Raw genomic sequence first — 15315 nt, forward strand, 5'->3', positions numbered from 1 at the left:
CTTTACCTCAGTTCTGGCCCACAGTGGCGACTATGGTGACCTGCTTGTTGTCCGGAATTTCCTGGTAGGCCAGCACATGCATGCTGGAGACCGCCATCCGCGCGAAGCGCGACAACATCGCCCGAATCGGCCCGGCCACCAGCAGGATCACCGGCTTGCCGAGCATTTCCTGGCGCTGCGCCGCTTCCACCAGGGAACGCTGCAGCTTCTCGGCCATGCCCGGTTCGAGGAGGATGCCATCCTCGCTGCCCTGACCGGCCTTCTGCAGGCTATTGAGCAATATCTGTTCCAACCTGGGCTCGAGGGTGATCACAGGCAGCTCCGGCTCTAGTCCCACAATGCTTTGCACGATGGCGCGGGCCAGCGACACACGAACGGCGGCGACCATCGCGGCGGGATCTTGACTCTTCGGCGCGACGTTGGCGATCGCCTCGGCGATGGTGCGGATGTCGCGCACCGGCACCTGCTCCTGCAGCAGCGCCTGCAGCACCTTGAGCAGGGTCGACAGCGACACCAGCCCCGGCACCAGCTCCTCGGCCAGCTTCGGCGAGCTCTTGGCCAACAGCTGCATCAGTTGCTGCACTTCCTCATGCCCCAGCAGCTCGTGGGCGTGCTTGTGCAGGATCTGGTTGAGGTGGGTGGCGACCACGGTGCTGGCGTCGACCACGGTGTAGCCCAGCGACTGCGCCTGGTCGCGCTGGCTGGGGTCGATCCACACCGCCTCCAGGCCGAACGCCGGATCCTTGGCGGCGATGCCGTTGAGCGGACCGAACACCTGGCCGGGGTTGATCGCCAGCTCGCGATCCGGGTAGACCTCGGCCTCGGCCACGCTGACGCCCATCAGGGTCAAGCGGTAGGCGTTGGGCGCCAGGTCGAGGTTGTCGCGGATATGCACCGAGGGCATGAGAAAGCCCATCTCCTGCGAGAGCTTCTTGCGCACTCCCTTGATCCGCGCCAGCAACTGGCCTCCCTGGTTGCGGTCGACCAGCGGGATCAGCCGGTAGCCGACCTCCAGGCCGACCATGTCCACCGGGGTGACGTCGTCCCAGCCCAGTTCCTTGACCTCCTGCGCCTTCTGCGCCGGCAGCAGCTCCTGCTGGCGCTGCACTTCCCTGACCTCCTCTTCCTTGGTCTTGCGCTGCTTGTTGGCGATCCAGTAGGCGGCGCCGGCGGCCACCAGGCCCAGGCTGATAAAGGAGAAATGCGGCATGCCGGGCACCAGGCCCATGGCGATCATGATCGCCGCCGCCACCGCCAGCGCGCGCGGCGAAGCGAACATCTGCCGGTTGACCTGGGCGCCCATGTCCTCGGAGGTGGACACCCGGGTCACCATCACCGCCGCGGCGGTGGACAGCAGCAGGGAGGGAATCTGCGCCACCAGGCCGTCGCCGATGGTCAGCAGGGTGTAGACCTTGCCCGCCTCGGCGAACGGCAGGCCGTGCTGCAGCACGCCGATGGCGATACCGCCGATCAGGTTGATGAACAGGATCAGCAGGCCGGCGATGGCGTCGCCGCGGACGAACTTGCTGGCACCGTCCATCGAGCCGTAGAAATCGGCCTCCTGGGCCACCTCGCTGCGGCGCTTCTTGGCCTCGGCCTGATCGATCAGGCCGGCGTTGAGGTCGGCGTCGATGGCCATCTGCTTGCCGGGCATGGCGTCCAGGGTGAAACGCGCGCTGACCTCGGAGATGCGCCCGGCGCCCTTGGTGACCACCACGAAGTTGATGATCATGAGGATGGCGAACACCACGATACCGACCACGTAGTTGCCGCCGATCACCACCTCGCCGAAGGCCTGGATCACCTGCCCCGCCGCACCGTGGCCCTCGTGGCCGTTGAGCAGCACCACGCGGGTCGAGGCGACGTTCAACGCCAGGCGCAGCAGGGTGGCCGCCAGCAGGATGGTGGGGAACACGGCGAAATCCAGCGGCCGCAGGGCGTAGATGCTGACCAGCAACACGACGATGGACAGGGCGATGCTGAAAGTGAACAGCACGTCGAGCAGAAACGGCGGGATCGGCAGCATGACCATGCCGAGCATGACCAGCAGCAGCAGGGGGATACCCAGATTGCCGTGGCGCAGGCCCGCCAGGTTGCTGCGTACCTCACCGATGATTTGTGCGCGATCTACTGCCACGTCCCTACCCCAGCCGATTCAATCTTTTGACGCGAAACTGCGCCCTGCTGGGGTAATGGCAAGAAGCGTTCCAGAAAGGCAGCGGCTGGCGTAGGTTGGGTTGAGGAGTGTAGCGACGAAGCCCAACGCCTCCCGCGCGCCAACTCTGCTCCCGTTGGGCTTCGCTGCGCTCAGCCCAACCTACGGCTCCACCCGCTCTATTCGTCGCGGCGCCAGCACGTAGGTTGGGTTGAGGAGCGTAGCGACGAAGCCCAACGTTTCCCGCGCGCCAACTCTGCTCCCGTTGGGCTTCGCTGCGCTCAGCCCAACCTACGGTTCCACCCGCTCTATTCGTCGCGGCGCCAGCACGTAGGTTGGGTTGAGGAGCGTAGCGACGAAGCCCAACGTTTCCCGCGCGCCAACTCTGCCCCGGTTGGGCTTCGCTGCGCTCAGCCCAACCTACGGCTCCACCCGCTCTATTCGTCGCGGCGCAGGTCCGGCGGGATCGGCAGGTCGGGCAGCGGCCCCGGGCGCTTGCCCTTGCCGGCCTGGTACTGGCGCAGCTGGTAGACGTAGGCCAACACCTGGGCCACCGCCAGGTACAGGCCGGCGGGAATTTCCTGCTCCAGCTCGGTGGAGTAGTACACCGCCCGCGCCAGCGCCGGCGACTCCAGCAGCATGACCCGGTGCTCCTGGGCGATCTCGCGGATCTTCAGCGCCAGGAAGTCGCCGCCCTTGGCCAGCAACACCGGCGCGCCGCCCTTGTCCGGGTCGTACTTCAGCGCCACGGCGAAGTGGGTCGGGTTGGTGATCACCACGTCGGCCTGCGGCACCGCCTGCATCATGCGCCGCTCGGCCATCTCGCGCTGCAGTTGGCGGATGCGGCCCTTGACCTCGGGCTTGCCCTCGGTGTCCTTGTACTCGTCGCGTACCTCCTGCTTGGTCATCATCAGCTTCTGCTTGTGACTCCACAGCTGGAACGGCACATCCACCGCGGCGATCAGGATCAGCCCGCAGGACAGCCAGAAGGCGCTCCAGCCGACGACCTCGAGGCTGTGCAGGATGGCCGGCTCGAGCGGCTCGTTGGCGATGGCCAGCAGGTCGTCCTGATCCACCGCCAGCACCACCAGCGCCACCGCCAGGATCACCAGGAACTTGGCCAGCGCCTTGAGCAGTTCGACCAGCGCCTGCACCGAGAACATCCGCTTGAGCCCGGCCAGCGGGTTCATCCGGCTGGCCTTGGGCTGCAGCGCCTCGGCGGAGAACAGCCAGCCGCCGAGGGCGATGGGGCCGATCACCGAGGCGATCAGCAGGGCGATGAAGAACGGCTGCAAGGCCAACAGCGCATGCTTGCCGGAGGCCAGCAGGTACAGGGCCATGCTGCCTTCGCTCATCAGCACCTCGCGCGGCAGGCTGAAGTTGCCGCGCATCAGGTCGAGCAGCACGTCGCCCATATAGGCGCCGAAGACGATCAGCGCCACGCTGCCGGTGAGGGTCACCGCCAGGGTGTTGAGCTCCTTGGAGCGGGCGATCTGGCCCTTCTTGCGCGACTCTTCGAGCCGCTTACTGGTGGGTTCCTCGCTTTTGTCGGCGCCGCTTTCGCTCTCGGCCATGCAGCCTCCTTACCTGGCCTGGGCGAATTCGCCCAGCTGCTGCAGGGCCTCGCTGGCCAGCGCCTGGAACAGGCTGCCGAAGTCGGACAGGCCGACCCAGAAGATCACCAGGCCCAGGGCCAGGGTCAGCGGGAAACCGATGGAAAAGATGTTCAGCTGCGGCGCGGCGCGGGTCATCACGCCGAAGGCCAGGTTGATGATCAACAGCGCGGTGACCACCGGCAGGGTCAGCAGCAGGCCGGCGCCGATCACCCAGCCGAGCTTGCCGGCCAGCTCCCAGTAGTGATTGACCATCAGGCCCTGCCCGGACGGCAGGGTGACGAAGCTTTCCGCCAGGATCTCCAGCACCACCAGGTGGCCGTTGATCGCCAGGAACAGCAGGGTCACCAGCATCAGCATGAACTGGCCGAGCACCGGCACCGAGACGCCGTTGGCCGGGTCGACCATGGAGGCGAAGCCTAGGCCCATCTGCATGGCGATGATCTGCCCGGCCACGGCGAACAGGTGAAAGAACAGCTGCAGGACGAAGCCGAACATGGCACCGATCAGCACCTGCTCGGCGATCAGCAGCAGGCTACGCAGGCTCAGCGCATCGACCTGCGGCAGCGGCGGCAGGGTCGGCACCAGCAGCACGCTGACCGCCAGGGCCAGGTACAGGCGCACGCGCATCGGCACCAGCTGGGTGCCGATGATCGGCATGACCATGAACATGGCGGCGATGCGAAACAGCGGCAGGAGGAACTGGCCGACCCAGCCGCCGATCTGTTCGTTGCTCAGCTCCAGCATCGTCCGGCTCAGAGCTCGTGAAGAAAACGTTGCGAGCGAAGGCAGGTCGCGTTTCGCCTGCGCGCAGCAAGCGCAGTGTATTGAAATACATGAGCATTGCGAGCACAGCCGAAGCGCGAGATGCCGAGCACAGTAGATTTATTCACGGGCTCTCAACCGATCAGGTAGGGAATGTTCTGGATCAGGGTCTGGGTGTACTCCATCAGTTGGCGTACCAGCCAGGGCCCGGCCCAGATCAGGGTCAGCAGCATCACGATCAGACGCGGCAGGAAGCTCAGGGTCTGTTCGTTGATCTGCGTGGCGGCCTGGAACATTGCCACGATCAGGCCGACCACCAGGCTCGGCACCACCGCCAGGCCGACGATCAGCACGATCAGCCAGAGCGCTTCGCGAAACAGGTCTACGGCGATCTCGGGAGTCATCTGCGCCTCGCTACAGGGTGCCGAAACTGGCCGCCAGGGTGCCCATGATCAGCGCCCAGCCATCGACCAGGACGAACAGCATGATCTTGAACGGCAGCGAGATGATCAACGGCGACAGCATCATCATGCCCATGGCCATGAGGATACTGGCCACCACCATGTCGATGATCAGAAACGGGATGAAGATCATGAAACCGATCTGGAACGCGGTCTTCAGCTCGGAGGTGACGAAGGCCGGCACCAGGATGGTCAGCGGCACGTCCTCGACGCCGTTGAGGTCGGTGCGCTTGGACAAGCGCACGAACAGCTCCAGGTCGCTCTCGCGGGTCTGCGCCAGCATGAAATCGCGGATCGGGCCCTCGGCGCGGGTCAGTGCCTCCTGGGCGACGATCTCCTCGTTGAGGTAGGGCTGCAGCGCGTCGCTGTTAATCCGGTCGAACACCGGCGCCATGATGAACAGGGTGAGAAACAGCGCCAGGCCGACCAGGATCTGGTTCGACGGCGTCTGCTGCAGACCCAGCGCCTGGCGCAGGATGGAGAACACGATGATGATGCGGGTGAAGCTGGTCATCAGCATGACGAACGCCGGGATGAAGCTCAGCGCGGTCATGATCAGCAGAATCTGCAGGCTGACCGAATACTCCTGCTGGCCCTCGGCGTCGGTGGACAGGGTGATGGCCGGGATCGACAGCGGGTTGCCGCCCTGCTGGATCAGCGCACTGCCCAGCGGCGGATCTTCGGCATAGGCCAACGAGGCGCCCAGGCTCAGCAGCAGCACCAGCAACAAACGCAGCATCAGGATTTGTCCTTCTGGTCCTTGCCCAGCAGCTCCATCAGGCGCTGGGCGAACTCCGGCGTGGCCGGCTCGGCGTCGGCCAGGTGCACCGGCTCCTTGAGCACGTGCAACGGGGTGATGCGCCCGGCGGACAGGCCGAGCAGGATCTGCTCGTTGCCCACCTGCACCAGCACCAGGCGGTCGCGCGGACCGAGCGACTGGCTGGCCAGCAGCTTGATCACCTGGCCGCCGCGCGGCGCCAGTTGCTGCACCCGGCGCAGCAGCCAGGCGAGCAGGAAGATCAGGCCGATCACCAGCAGCAGGCCGAGCAGCAACTGGCCGAGCTGGCCGGCCATATCGCTGCCGGCCAGCGGCGTGGTCGCCTGGCCAGCGGGCTCGGCGGCCAGGGCCACCATGGGCAGGGCCAACGGCAGGACGAGGAATCGATTCATGATCAGCGCAGCTTCTTGATGCGTTCGCTGGGGCTGATCACGTCGGTCAGGCGGATGCCGAACTTCTCGTTGACCACCACCACCTCGCCGTGAGCGATCAGGGTGCCGTTGACCAGCACGTCGAGCGGCTCGCCGGCCAGGCGATCCAGCTCGATCACCGAGCCCTGATTGAGCTGCAGCAGGTTGCGGATGGTGATGTCGGTATTGCCCACTTCCATGGAGATCGACACCGGAATATCCAGGATCACGTCCAGGTTGGGCCCGTCCAGGCTGACCGGCAGGTTGCTGGAGGGCGGCGCGCTGCCGAATTCCTCCATCGGCGCACGCGGCGCCGCCGGTTGGGCGGAGTTCTGTGCAGCCAGCATGGCGTCGATATCGTCCTGCCCGGCATCGCCGGCCTCGGCCAGCGCCGCGGCCCATTCGTCGGCCAGCGCCTGCTCCTCGGGTGAGGTGTTTTCTTCAGTTGCCATCGTCTTTCCTCGCCTGGCTCAATGGGTTAGGCAGCGCTTTCAGCGCTGACGTTCGATCGGGTCGAGCACCTGCAGGGCCAGATTGCCCTTGTGTGCGCCGAGCTTGACCTTGAAAGTCGGCACGCCGTTGGCGCGCATGATCACGTTGTCCGGCAGCTCCACCGGGATCACGTCGCCCGGCTGCATGTGCAGGATGTCGCGCAGCTTGAGCTGGCGCCGCGCCACTGTGGCGGCCAGCGGCACACTGACGTCGAGGATGTCCTCGCGCAGGGCCTTGATCCAGCGCTCGTCCTGGTCGTCGACGTCGGACTGGAAGCCGGCGTCGAGCATCTCGCGGATCGGCTCGATCATCGAATAGGGCATGGTGATATGCAGGTCGCCGCCGCCGCCGTCCAGTTCGATATGGAAGGTGGACACCACCACCACTTCGCTCGGGCTGACGATATTGGCCAGCGCCGGGTTGACCTCCGAGTTGACGTACTCGAAGTTGATGTCCATCACCGCGTGCCAGGCCTCGCGCAGGTCGACGAAAGCCTGGTCGAGCACCATGCGCACCACGCGCAGCTCGGTGGGGGTGAACTCGCGGCCCTCGATCTTGGCGTGACGGCCGTCGCCGCCGAAGAAGTTGTCCACCAGTTTGAACACCAGCTTGGCGTCGAGGATGAACAGGCCGGTGCCGCGCAGCGGCTTCATCTTCACCAGGTTGAGGCTGGTGGGTACGTACAGCGAATGCACGTACTCGCCGAACTTCATCACCTGCACGCCGCCGACCGCCACGTCCGCCGAGCGGCGCAGCAGGTTGAACATGCTGATGCGGGTGTAGCGGGCGAAGCGTTCATTGATCATCTCCAGGGTCGGCATGCGTCCGCGGACGATGCGATCCTGGCTGGTCAGGTCGTATTGCTTGACGCTGCCCGGCTCGGCGGCGTCCTCGGTATCGACCAGGCCGTCGTCGACGCCGTGCAGCAGCGCGTCGATCTCGTCCTGGGACAGCAAGTCTTGCACGGCCATGTTCGCTCCCGGCTACTGCAATACGAAATTGGTGAACAGCACCTGCTCGACCACGGTGCCGCCGGTTTCCTGCTGGGCCAGCTCCTGCACGCTGGCCAGCGCCTGCTGCAACAGCATCTCCTTGCCCAGTGCGCTCTGCAGGGCGGCGAAATCCTGGCCGGCGAGCAGCATCACCAGGCGATTGCGCAGCACCGGCATGTGCACCTTGAGCTTTTCCATGCCGGCGGTATCGCGGCTCATCAAGGCCATGCTGACCTGCAGGTAGCGGGTACGATTCTGGTGATTGAAATTGACCACGAAGGCCGGCATCAGCTCCTGGTACAGCGCCGCCTGGCGCACCGGCGCCGCGCTGGCGGACGCCGCCGCGGGTTCGGCATCCGCGGCCTTGTCGCCCTTGCTGAGAATGAACCAGGTGCCGCCGATGGACAGGCCAACGGCCAGCAACAGGGCCAGCACGATCAATAGGATGAGCTTCAGCTTGCCCTTGCCGGCACCCTGGCCGTCGCCGGTCGCCGCGTCTTTCTTAGCCATGCCAATAATCCGTCACTGTCGGAGTTCTTTCCGCTTTCAGGGGGTTGAGAGCAAGTGTTATGCCAGCCTAGCGGCTCGCTTGTCTAACTCTGGGCTGCGGATTTAACAGCGGCGCGCGCCGGCTGTCATCCAAAAGCGGCGGCAAGCTGCAAGCTACAAGCGGCAAGGAAGAGCTGTGCGCCTTTGACTTGAGGCCTGAGGCAGTCCGCAGGAGGCGCGCCCCGCGGCGAATGGCGCCCAAACCACGCACCCAGCTTCGTGGGTTAGCCGCCTGTTGCGTTTGTCGATCGACTCGCTGCGCCTGGGGCGGCGTAACCCCACCATCGGCGCAGCGCCATCCATCGCCTGGTGGGTTACGCGGCGCACGCCCTTAGTCTGCGCCTGCAAGACCGGTATTCGGCGCCGCTAACCCACCCTACGGGAACGGTGCCCGGCACCTCTCGCACCAAACGGCAACCGCCTTCCGCCGATGCCGTCAGGCGTAATAATCGACCAGGCCCAGACCTGCGCTCGAACGCTCGCCGCGCAGCTCCTGCGCAGCGCTCGGCAGCGCATCGTCCAAGGCCAGCCGGCCGTCGCCGCCGCCGCTGGCGCCGCCGCGCCCGCCTTCGCCCTGGCCCTGCCAGCCGCGATTGAGCGACTGATCGGAGACGTTGGCATCGGCCAGGTTCATGCCCTGTTGGGCGAACAGTTCGCGCAGACGCTGCATCTGCCCTTCCAGGGCCTCGCGCACCCCGGCGTTAGGGCTGACGAAGGTCACCTGTGCCTGATCCTGGGACAGGTTCACCCGCACCTCCAGGCGCCCCAGCTCGGCCGGGTCGAGCTGGATCTCGGCCGACTTGAGGTTCTGGCTGGACAGCCACATGACCCGATCCACCACCGCCTCGCTCCAGCCACCCTGCTGCATCGCCACCGGCTGCCCGGGCACCAGCGGCAGACGCGGCGCCGCCCCGGCCTGCTGGTTGAGCGCCTGGGTCAGGGCGTTGAGCTTGCTGACGAACTGATCCGGGCGGTTGGGCTGCACGCTGTCCTTGAGGCTGTCCAGGGCATCCTTGGCGAGATCGTCCAGCGGCAGCTCCAGACCTGCCTCCTCGCCTGCCTTGGCCTTCTCCTCGCCCTTGCCCATCGCCGCCATGGCCGCGGCGAAATCGCTGCTGCTGGCCAGTCGCATGCTCTTGCTCGCCGCCTCCTGGCCCAACGCGACCTGGCCCTCCTCCTCCGGCGCCTGCTGCAGCAGGGCCAGCGGATCGAGCGCCTGCGCCTCCAGCGCCGGCTCGCCGCCCTCGCCATCGGCGCCGGTCGCGCCGACCAGCGCCAGGGCGGATGCCGGCAGCGCCTCGCCCGTCGGCGCAGCCTGCACGGCCTGCGTCTGGATGCCGCCGAGGGCCATGGCCAGCAGCGGATCGAGTTCTGCCGGCGTCTCGCCCTCGGCCGGCAAGGAATTGCCGGCCGCGGCAACGGCCGGCTGCTCGGCGGCAGCCTCGGCGCTGGCCGCCGGCTCGCCGCTGGCGCCGGCCGGGCGTTCCTCGCCAGGCGTGGCCGCGCCGCCGGCACGCTCGCCGGGCTTGGCCTGACGCTCCTTGGCATACACCTCGGCGAAGCTGGAGGCCTCGTTCTTGCTGGGCTCCGGCGCTTTCGCCGGCGGCTTCGCTTTGCTCTTTACCTCAGGCGTGGCCTGCAGGCGTAGATCGGGCATCGCGGACATGGACGCTCTCCGTCTGATGGGTCGTGACGGTGTCAGAGCAAAGGCTGGGCCAAGTCGGGGAAAAGTCTGCAGATGCAGGGCGATCGCGCGCGACTCAGACGCGATAACGCTGGCGCTCGGACTTGAACAGAATGCGCACGATGGCGAATTCGCGCTCGATCTGCTCGATCAGCGCCGGCGCCAGCTCCAGCGCCTCGCGGCGGCCGGCGTCCTCGAGCTGCTTGCACAGCCCGGCCAGCAGCACCGCGCCCATATTGCTGCAGCTGCCCTTGAAGCTGTGCGCGGCCAGGCGCAGCCCCTGGGCATCGGCCTCGCGCTCGGCCTGGCGCAGCAGGCGCAAGCGCTCCTCGGAGTCGGCGACAAAGGTATCGAGCAAAATCGGGTATTCGTCTTCCATGACGTCCTGCAGGGCAGCCAGGACGGCATCGTCGAGGTGGATATCGGACACCGGGTCACTCCATAGGGTCTGTTGACGTTTCGCCGCGGCCGCGACGGAACCTGTTTTTGCGCGGGGCTAGGCACGAGACGCGAAGTTTGGTCGCCCAAATGAGCCGTCGAGTAACGACGTACCGCGCAAAAACAGGCCCGTCCCTTCGGGTTGCGCGGCAAATGGCGCCATGCGTTGTTACGGGACTTGGCAAGGGATTACCATTACCTGCGTCCCGCGCCTAGCCTGGCGCCATTTGACGCAGCAACGCGGCTTGCGCCGAAACGTCAACAGACCCTAGCCAACAAGGCTGGGATTATGCCCCAGCGAACCAGCAAAACTCCACGCTGACGCCCTGGCCGTCGGCGCTGCAGGCGAAGCCGTCGCTCAACTCGCGCACCAGCGCCAGGCCGCGCCCGCACAGGGCCTCGTCCTGCAGCGCGGCCACGGCGGCCGGATCGAAGCCCGGCCCGCTGTCCTCGACCCGCACGATCAGCCGCCCGCCGCCGGCCTGCGGCAGCAACTGCAGGTGAAAGCGCACGTAACCATCGCTCAGCGCCGCCAGGCGCAGGCGCCGCTGCCGGTAGTACTCGGCGAAGCCGCGGGCATCCTGCTTGAGCGCCGAGTCCAGGCCCATCACACCGTGTTCCAGGGCGTTGGAATAGAGCTCGGCGAGCACGGTGTACAGCTCGCCGCCGCGCGGCCGCAGCGCCTGCACGTCGAGCAGCAGCTGCAGCAGGAAGGGCAAGGGGTTGAAGTGACGCAGGCTCTGCGCGCGGAACTCGAAGCTGGCCGACCAGTCCAGCGGGCTGCTCTGCCCGCTGTCGGCGAAGGCCAGCGGGCGTGGGCGCTGGGCGTCCTCGGCGAGGCCGACCTGGAGCATGCTGACGTCGTCCTGCAGCTCGCCGCGAAATTCCAGCAGCGCCTGCTGGATTTCCTCGAACAGCGCCTGCGGCTGGCGGTTGGCGTCGAGCAGCGCCAGCAGACGCGCCTCGCCGAACAGCTCGCCCTGCTGGTCGCAGGCCTCCAGCACGCCGTCGGTGAGCAGGAAGATGCGGTCGCCCGGGGCCAGCGGGTAGACCTCGCAGCGATCGCTGAAGGCCGCCGGCTCGAGAATGCCAAGCGGCAGATGACGCGACACCAGGGGCTGGCGCGAACGGCCGTCGCCGTGCAGCAGATGGCCGTCCGGCAGGCCGCCGTTCCACACCTCGAGCAGGCCGCGCTGGCTGCTGATATTGAGCAGGGTGGCGCAGCAGAACACGCCCACCGGCAGGATGCGTTTGAGCTTGGCGTTGATCTCGCGGAGGATCTCGGCCAGGGCGTGGCCCTTGGCGGTCATGCCGTAGAACACCTCGGCCAGCGGCATGGCGCCGATGGCCGCCGGCAGGCCGTGGCCGGTGAAGTCGCCAAGCATCACGTGCATGCCGCCGGAGGGCTTGTAGGCCGCCAGCAACAGGTCGCCGTTGAACAGCGCGTAGGGCGACTGCAGGTAGCGGATGTTCGGCGCATCCAGGCAGCCGGAGTGCGCCACCTTGTCGAACACCGCCTTGGCCACCCGCTGCTCGCGCAGCAGGTGCTCGTTGTGCCGGGCGATCAGGTCACGCTGCTGCAGCACGGTGTCCTGCAGGCGGCGCAGACGATCCATCGCGCCGATCTTGGCCGCGAGTATCACCCGGTTGTAGGGCTTGGCGAGAAAGTCGTCGCCGCCGGCCTCCAGGCAGCGCACCAGCGCTTCGCCCTCGGTCAGCGAGGTGAGGAAGATGATTGGCACCAGCGCCTCGCCGGCCTGCTGCTTGATCCGCCGCGCCGCCTCGAAACCGTCCATCACCGGCATCAGCGCATCCATCAGCACCAGCTGCGGGCGCTCCTGCTCAAACAGCGCGACCGCCTCCAGGCCGTTGCTGGCGGTGAGCACCCGGTGGCCCTGGCGACTGACGATGGTCGACAGCAGCATGCGATCGGCCGCGTTGTCCTCGGCGATCAGGATCGACAGGCGCTCGGCCATGGTCAGTTGATCCGGAACAGCTGCTCGAAGTTGGAGATCGCCAGGATCTTGCGCACGTCGCTGCTGCAGTTGAGCAGGCGGATCTGCGCCGCATCGCCGCCGGCGTGATCGCGCAGCAGCAGGAGCATGCCCAGCGCCGAGCTGTCCAGGTAGCTGGTGCCCTGCAGGTCGACCAGATAGCGCCTGGGGGTGATGTTGACGCGCTCGTAGGCGTCGCGAAATTCCTGGTGGGAGGCGAAGTCGAAGCGTCCTCGAATCGCGATGGTCAGCTCTTGCCCGTCGGCCGACGGCTGCGAGGTGATGGCCATGTCCTGCTCCTTTGTCGAGACCTTGCCTGATTGGCGGCGTACGCATCCAAGGTGTAGCACCTGCCCTGCCCCGCGACAACCTCGAGTTAAGGCTCGCCGCGGTCGATCAGGCGCTGCGCCAGCTCGTCGAGCAGCTTCTGCTCGCGCTTGTCCTCGGCCAGCCGCGCCTCGTCGACATAGCGCTGCACCAGCTTGCGCAGCCCCTCCAGGCGCGCGTAGCGCTGCTGCCAGACGGCGCGCACCTTCTCCAGGTTGGCGCGGTGCCAGTCGAGGCTCTGCTGCTGCTGGCCGATGGCCGTTTCCAGTTGCGCAAGAAAGCGCTGATAGTTCATCAGCCATTGCCCGGAGACGCCCTTGCTGCCCTCGCTGATCCACTGCTGCTGGTAGTCGCCGCGAAAGCGCTCCAGCTCGCCCAGCTTGGCCTCGGCCTGGCTCACCAGCCCCTGGCAATGGCCGAGCTGGCGCGCCGCCTCGCGCTCGGCCTTCTCGGCCATGTCCACCACCGGCGCCAGGCGCGCCGCACGACTCGCCGCCATGGCTTAGGCCTTGTTCGCCGCCGGGTTGAAGATGGCCGCCAGCTGCCGGCTGCTGCCCTCCAGCGGCTCGCTGTCGTGCAGGCCCTGGCGCAGGTACTGGGCCATCTGCGGCTGGCGGGCGATGGCCAGGTCGGTGTCGGCGTCGCCGCCCGGCACGTAGGCGCCGACGCTGATCAGGTCGCGGCTCTGCTGGTAGCGCGACCACAGCTGCTTGAAGCGCTGCGCCTGCTTGAGATGCTCGGGCGACACCACCTGCGGCATCACCCGGCTGATCGAGGCCTCGATGTCGATGGCCGGGTAATGGCCCTCCTCGGCCAGCCGGCGCGACAGCACCAAGTGGCCGTCGAGCACGCCGCGGGCGGCGTCGGCGATCGGGTCCTGCTGGTCGTCGCCCTCGGAGAGCACGGTGTAGAAGGCGGTGATCGAACCGCCGCCGGCCTCGGCGTTGCCGGCGCGCTCCACCAGCTTGGGCAGCTTGGCGAACACCGACGGCGGGTAGCCCTTGGTCGCCGGCGGCTCGCCGATGGCCAGGGCGATCTCGCGCTGGGCCTGGGCGAAACGGGTCAGCGAATCCATCAGCAGCAGTACGTTCTTGCCCTTATCGCGGAAATATTCGGCGATGCGCGTGCAGTACATGGCCGCGCGCAGGCGCATCAGCGGCGCATCGTCGGCCGGCGAGGCGACCACCACCGAGCGCTTGAGGCCCTCCTCGCCGAGGATCTCGTCTATGAACTCCTTGACCTCGCGCCCGCGCTCGCCGATCAGCCCGACCACGATGATCTCCGCCTCGGTGAAGCGGGTCATCATGCCCAGCAGCACCGACTTGCCCACCCCGGTGCCGGCGAACAGGCCCAGGCGCTGGCCGCGGCCGACGGTGAGCAGGCCGTTGATCGAGCGGATGCCGACGTCCAGCGGCTCGCTGATCGGATGGCGCTTGAGCGGGTTGATGGTCGGCCCGTCCAGCGGCACCCAGTCCTCGGCCTTCATCCCGCCTTTGCCGTCCAGGGCGCGGCCGGCGCCGTCGAGCACCCGGCCGAGCATGGAGCGGCCCATGGGCAGGCGCCCGGCGTCTGGCAGCGGCACCACCCGCGCGCCGGGGGCGATGCCGGCCAGGCTGCCGACCGGCATCAGGTAGATCTTGTTGCCGGAAAAGCCCATCACCTCGGCCTCGACCTGCACCGGGTGGTAACTGTCGCCGTTGACCACCAGGCAACGGCTGCCGATGGCAGCGCGCAGGCCCTCGGCCTCCAGGGTCAGGCCGACCATGCGCAGCAGGCGGCCTTCGAGTATGGGTTGACTGGGCAGGCGGATGGCCTCGGCGTAGCCGCCCAGGCGCCTGGCGAAACTCACCCGGTCAAGGCGCATCGCCGCCATCCAGATCCAGGCTGATATCCGCCTCTGGCGGCTGGGTGAGCTGCGCGCGCTGTTGCTCGAACAGCTGCTTGAGCGCCTGGGACAGACGGGTTTCGACGCTGGCATCGATCTGACTGTGTTCCGATTCGATGCGACAACCGCCGGGCAGCAGGCTGTCGTCTTCGAGGATGCGCCAGCTTTCCTCGTGACGCTCGCGCAGCGCCTTGATGGCCTCGAAATCCTGCGGGTTGACCTGGATGCGCACGTTGTCGGCGCCCATCGGCAGCAACTTGAGCGCCTCGCGCAGCACCTGACGGATCTGGCTGGAGTCGCTGACCAGCTCGCGCTGGATCACCTCGCGCACCATATGGCTGACCAGGCGCACCAGCGCCACTTCCAACTGCTGGTCCTGCTCGGCGATGGGCTCGAACAGCTGCGCCATCAACTGCTCCAGGCTGCCCAGCTTGAGCGCCAGGGCGGCCTCGGCCTCCTGCTTGGCCTTGAGCTGGCCGGCGTGGAAGCCGTCCTTCTCGCCGGTGGCGAAGCCTTCGTTGTAGGCGTCCTGGCGAATGGCCTCGAGCTCGTCGAGGGTCAGCGGCTTGACGTCCTCGAGCGCCACCTCCTCGCTCTGCCCGACGTCCTGCGCCTCGACCTCGGCCGCGGCTGCCGTCGGCGCGTCCACCGCCGATTCGACTTCGGCCGGCGCCTCGCCGGGCGCATCGAAGCTGGGCAGCGCCCAGCGGTCGAAGGCGCCCAGGTCCTTGGCGCGAATCAGCTCGCTTTCCGACTCCTTGCCCGCCGCCAT

At 67.2% G+C, this 15315-nt stretch carries 16 protein-coding genes; all 16 read right to left on the minus strand.

What is annotated here, in order from left to right:
• Window positions 1-7: 7 nt before the first annotated feature.
• Window positions 8-2137: a flagellar biosynthesis protein FlhA gene (gene flhA / locus ACIGKL_RS02240; RefSeq protein WP_397485096.1), complete on the minus strand. Its 2130-nt coding sequence runs from the start codon at window positions 2135-2137 to the stop codon at window positions 8-10.
• A 455-nt stretch (window positions 2138-2592) separates the two neighbouring features.
• The gene (flhB, locus tag ACIGKL_RS02245; protein ID WP_397485097.1) at window positions 2593-3729 is read right to left on the minus strand and encodes a flagellar biosynthesis protein FlhB; all 1137 of its coding nucleotides are present in this window, start codon (window positions 3727-3729) and stop codon (window positions 2593-2595) included.
• A 9-nt stretch (window positions 3730-3738) separates the two neighbouring features.
• Window positions 3739-4515, minus strand: a complete 777-nt coding sequence (gene fliR, locus ACIGKL_RS02250; RefSeq protein WP_397485098.1) for a flagellar biosynthetic protein FliR — start codon at window positions 4513-4515, stop codon at window positions 3739-3741.
• 152 nt (window positions 4516-4667) lie between these two features.
• Window positions 4668-4937: a flagellar biosynthesis protein FliQ gene (gene fliQ, locus ACIGKL_RS02255; RefSeq protein ID WP_021441781.1), complete on the minus strand. Its 270-nt coding sequence runs from the start codon at window positions 4935-4937 to the stop codon at window positions 4668-4670.
• A 10-nt stretch (window positions 4938-4947) separates the two neighbouring features.
• Window positions 4948-5733: a flagellar type III secretion system pore protein FliP gene (fliP, locus tag ACIGKL_RS02260; RefSeq protein WP_397485099.1), complete on the minus strand. Its 786-nt coding sequence runs from the start codon at window positions 5731-5733 to the stop codon at window positions 4948-4950.
• On the minus strand, window positions 5733-6164 hold the full coding sequence (gene fliO, locus ACIGKL_RS02265) for a flagellar biosynthetic protein FliO (RefSeq protein ID WP_397485100.1): 432 nt from the start codon (window positions 6162-6164) through the stop codon (window positions 5733-5735). Before fliO ends, fliP begins: the two co-directional genes overlap by 1 nt.
• A gap of 2 nt (window positions 6165-6166) precedes the next feature.
• Window positions 6167-6634, minus strand: a complete 468-nt coding sequence (fliN, locus tag ACIGKL_RS02270) for a flagellar motor switch protein FliN (RefSeq protein WP_397485101.1) — start codon at window positions 6632-6634, stop codon at window positions 6167-6169.
• 39 nt (window positions 6635-6673) lie between these two features.
• Window positions 6674-7645 carry a flagellar motor switch protein FliM gene (gene fliM, locus ACIGKL_RS02275; RefSeq protein ID WP_397485102.1) on the minus strand — a complete coding sequence of 324 codons (972 nt, stop codon included), beginning with the start codon at window positions 7643-7645 and terminating at the stop codon, window positions 6674-6676.
• A 12-nt stretch (window positions 7646-7657) separates the two neighbouring features.
• Entirely contained in the window at window positions 7658-8176 is a 519-nt protein-coding gene (gene fliL / locus ACIGKL_RS02280; RefSeq protein ID WP_397485103.1) for a flagellar basal body-associated protein FliL, read from the minus strand.
• Window positions 8177-8651: 475 nt separating this feature from the next.
• Window positions 8652-9881 carry a flagellar hook-length control protein FliK gene (locus ACIGKL_RS02285; protein ID WP_397485104.1) on the minus strand — a complete coding sequence of 410 codons (1230 nt, stop codon included), beginning with the start codon at window positions 9879-9881 and terminating at the stop codon, window positions 8652-8654.
• A gap of 94 nt (window positions 9882-9975) precedes the next feature.
• Window positions 9976-10329, minus strand: coding sequence for an Hpt domain-containing protein (locus ACIGKL_RS02290; RefSeq protein WP_021444189.1), 354 nt, complete (start codon window positions 10327-10329; stop codon window positions 9976-9978).
• 295 nt (window positions 10330-10624) lie between these two features.
• On the minus strand, window positions 10625-12313 hold the full coding sequence (locus tag ACIGKL_RS02295) for a SpoIIE family protein phosphatase (RefSeq protein ID WP_397485105.1): 1689 nt from the start codon (window positions 12311-12313) through the stop codon (window positions 10625-10627).
• Between the two features lie 2 nt (window positions 12314-12315).
• Window positions 12316-12621, minus strand: coding sequence for an STAS domain-containing protein (locus ACIGKL_RS02300; protein ID WP_397485106.1), 306 nt, complete (start codon window positions 12619-12621; stop codon window positions 12316-12318).
• Between the two features lie 86 nt (window positions 12622-12707).
• Window positions 12708-13157, minus strand: coding sequence for a flagellar export protein FliJ (gene fliJ, locus ACIGKL_RS02305; protein ID WP_397485107.1), 450 nt, complete (start codon window positions 13155-13157; stop codon window positions 12708-12710).
• 3 nt (window positions 13158-13160) lie between these two features.
• Window positions 13161-14522, minus strand: coding sequence for a flagellar protein export ATPase FliI (gene fliI, locus ACIGKL_RS02310; RefSeq protein ID WP_397485108.1), 1362 nt, complete (start codon window positions 14520-14522; stop codon window positions 13161-13163).
• Window positions 14512-15315: a flagellar assembly protein FliH gene (gene fliH, locus ACIGKL_RS02315; RefSeq protein ID WP_397485109.1), complete on the minus strand. Its 804-nt coding sequence runs from the start codon at window positions 15313-15315 to the stop codon at window positions 14512-14514. Before fliH ends, fliI begins: the two co-directional genes overlap by 11 nt.

It is taken from the genome of Pseudomonas sp. NPDC077186 (assembly GCF_044543505.1).
Classification (GTDB): domain Bacteria; phylum Pseudomonadota; class Gammaproteobacteria; order Pseudomonadales; family Pseudomonadaceae; genus Aquipseudomonas.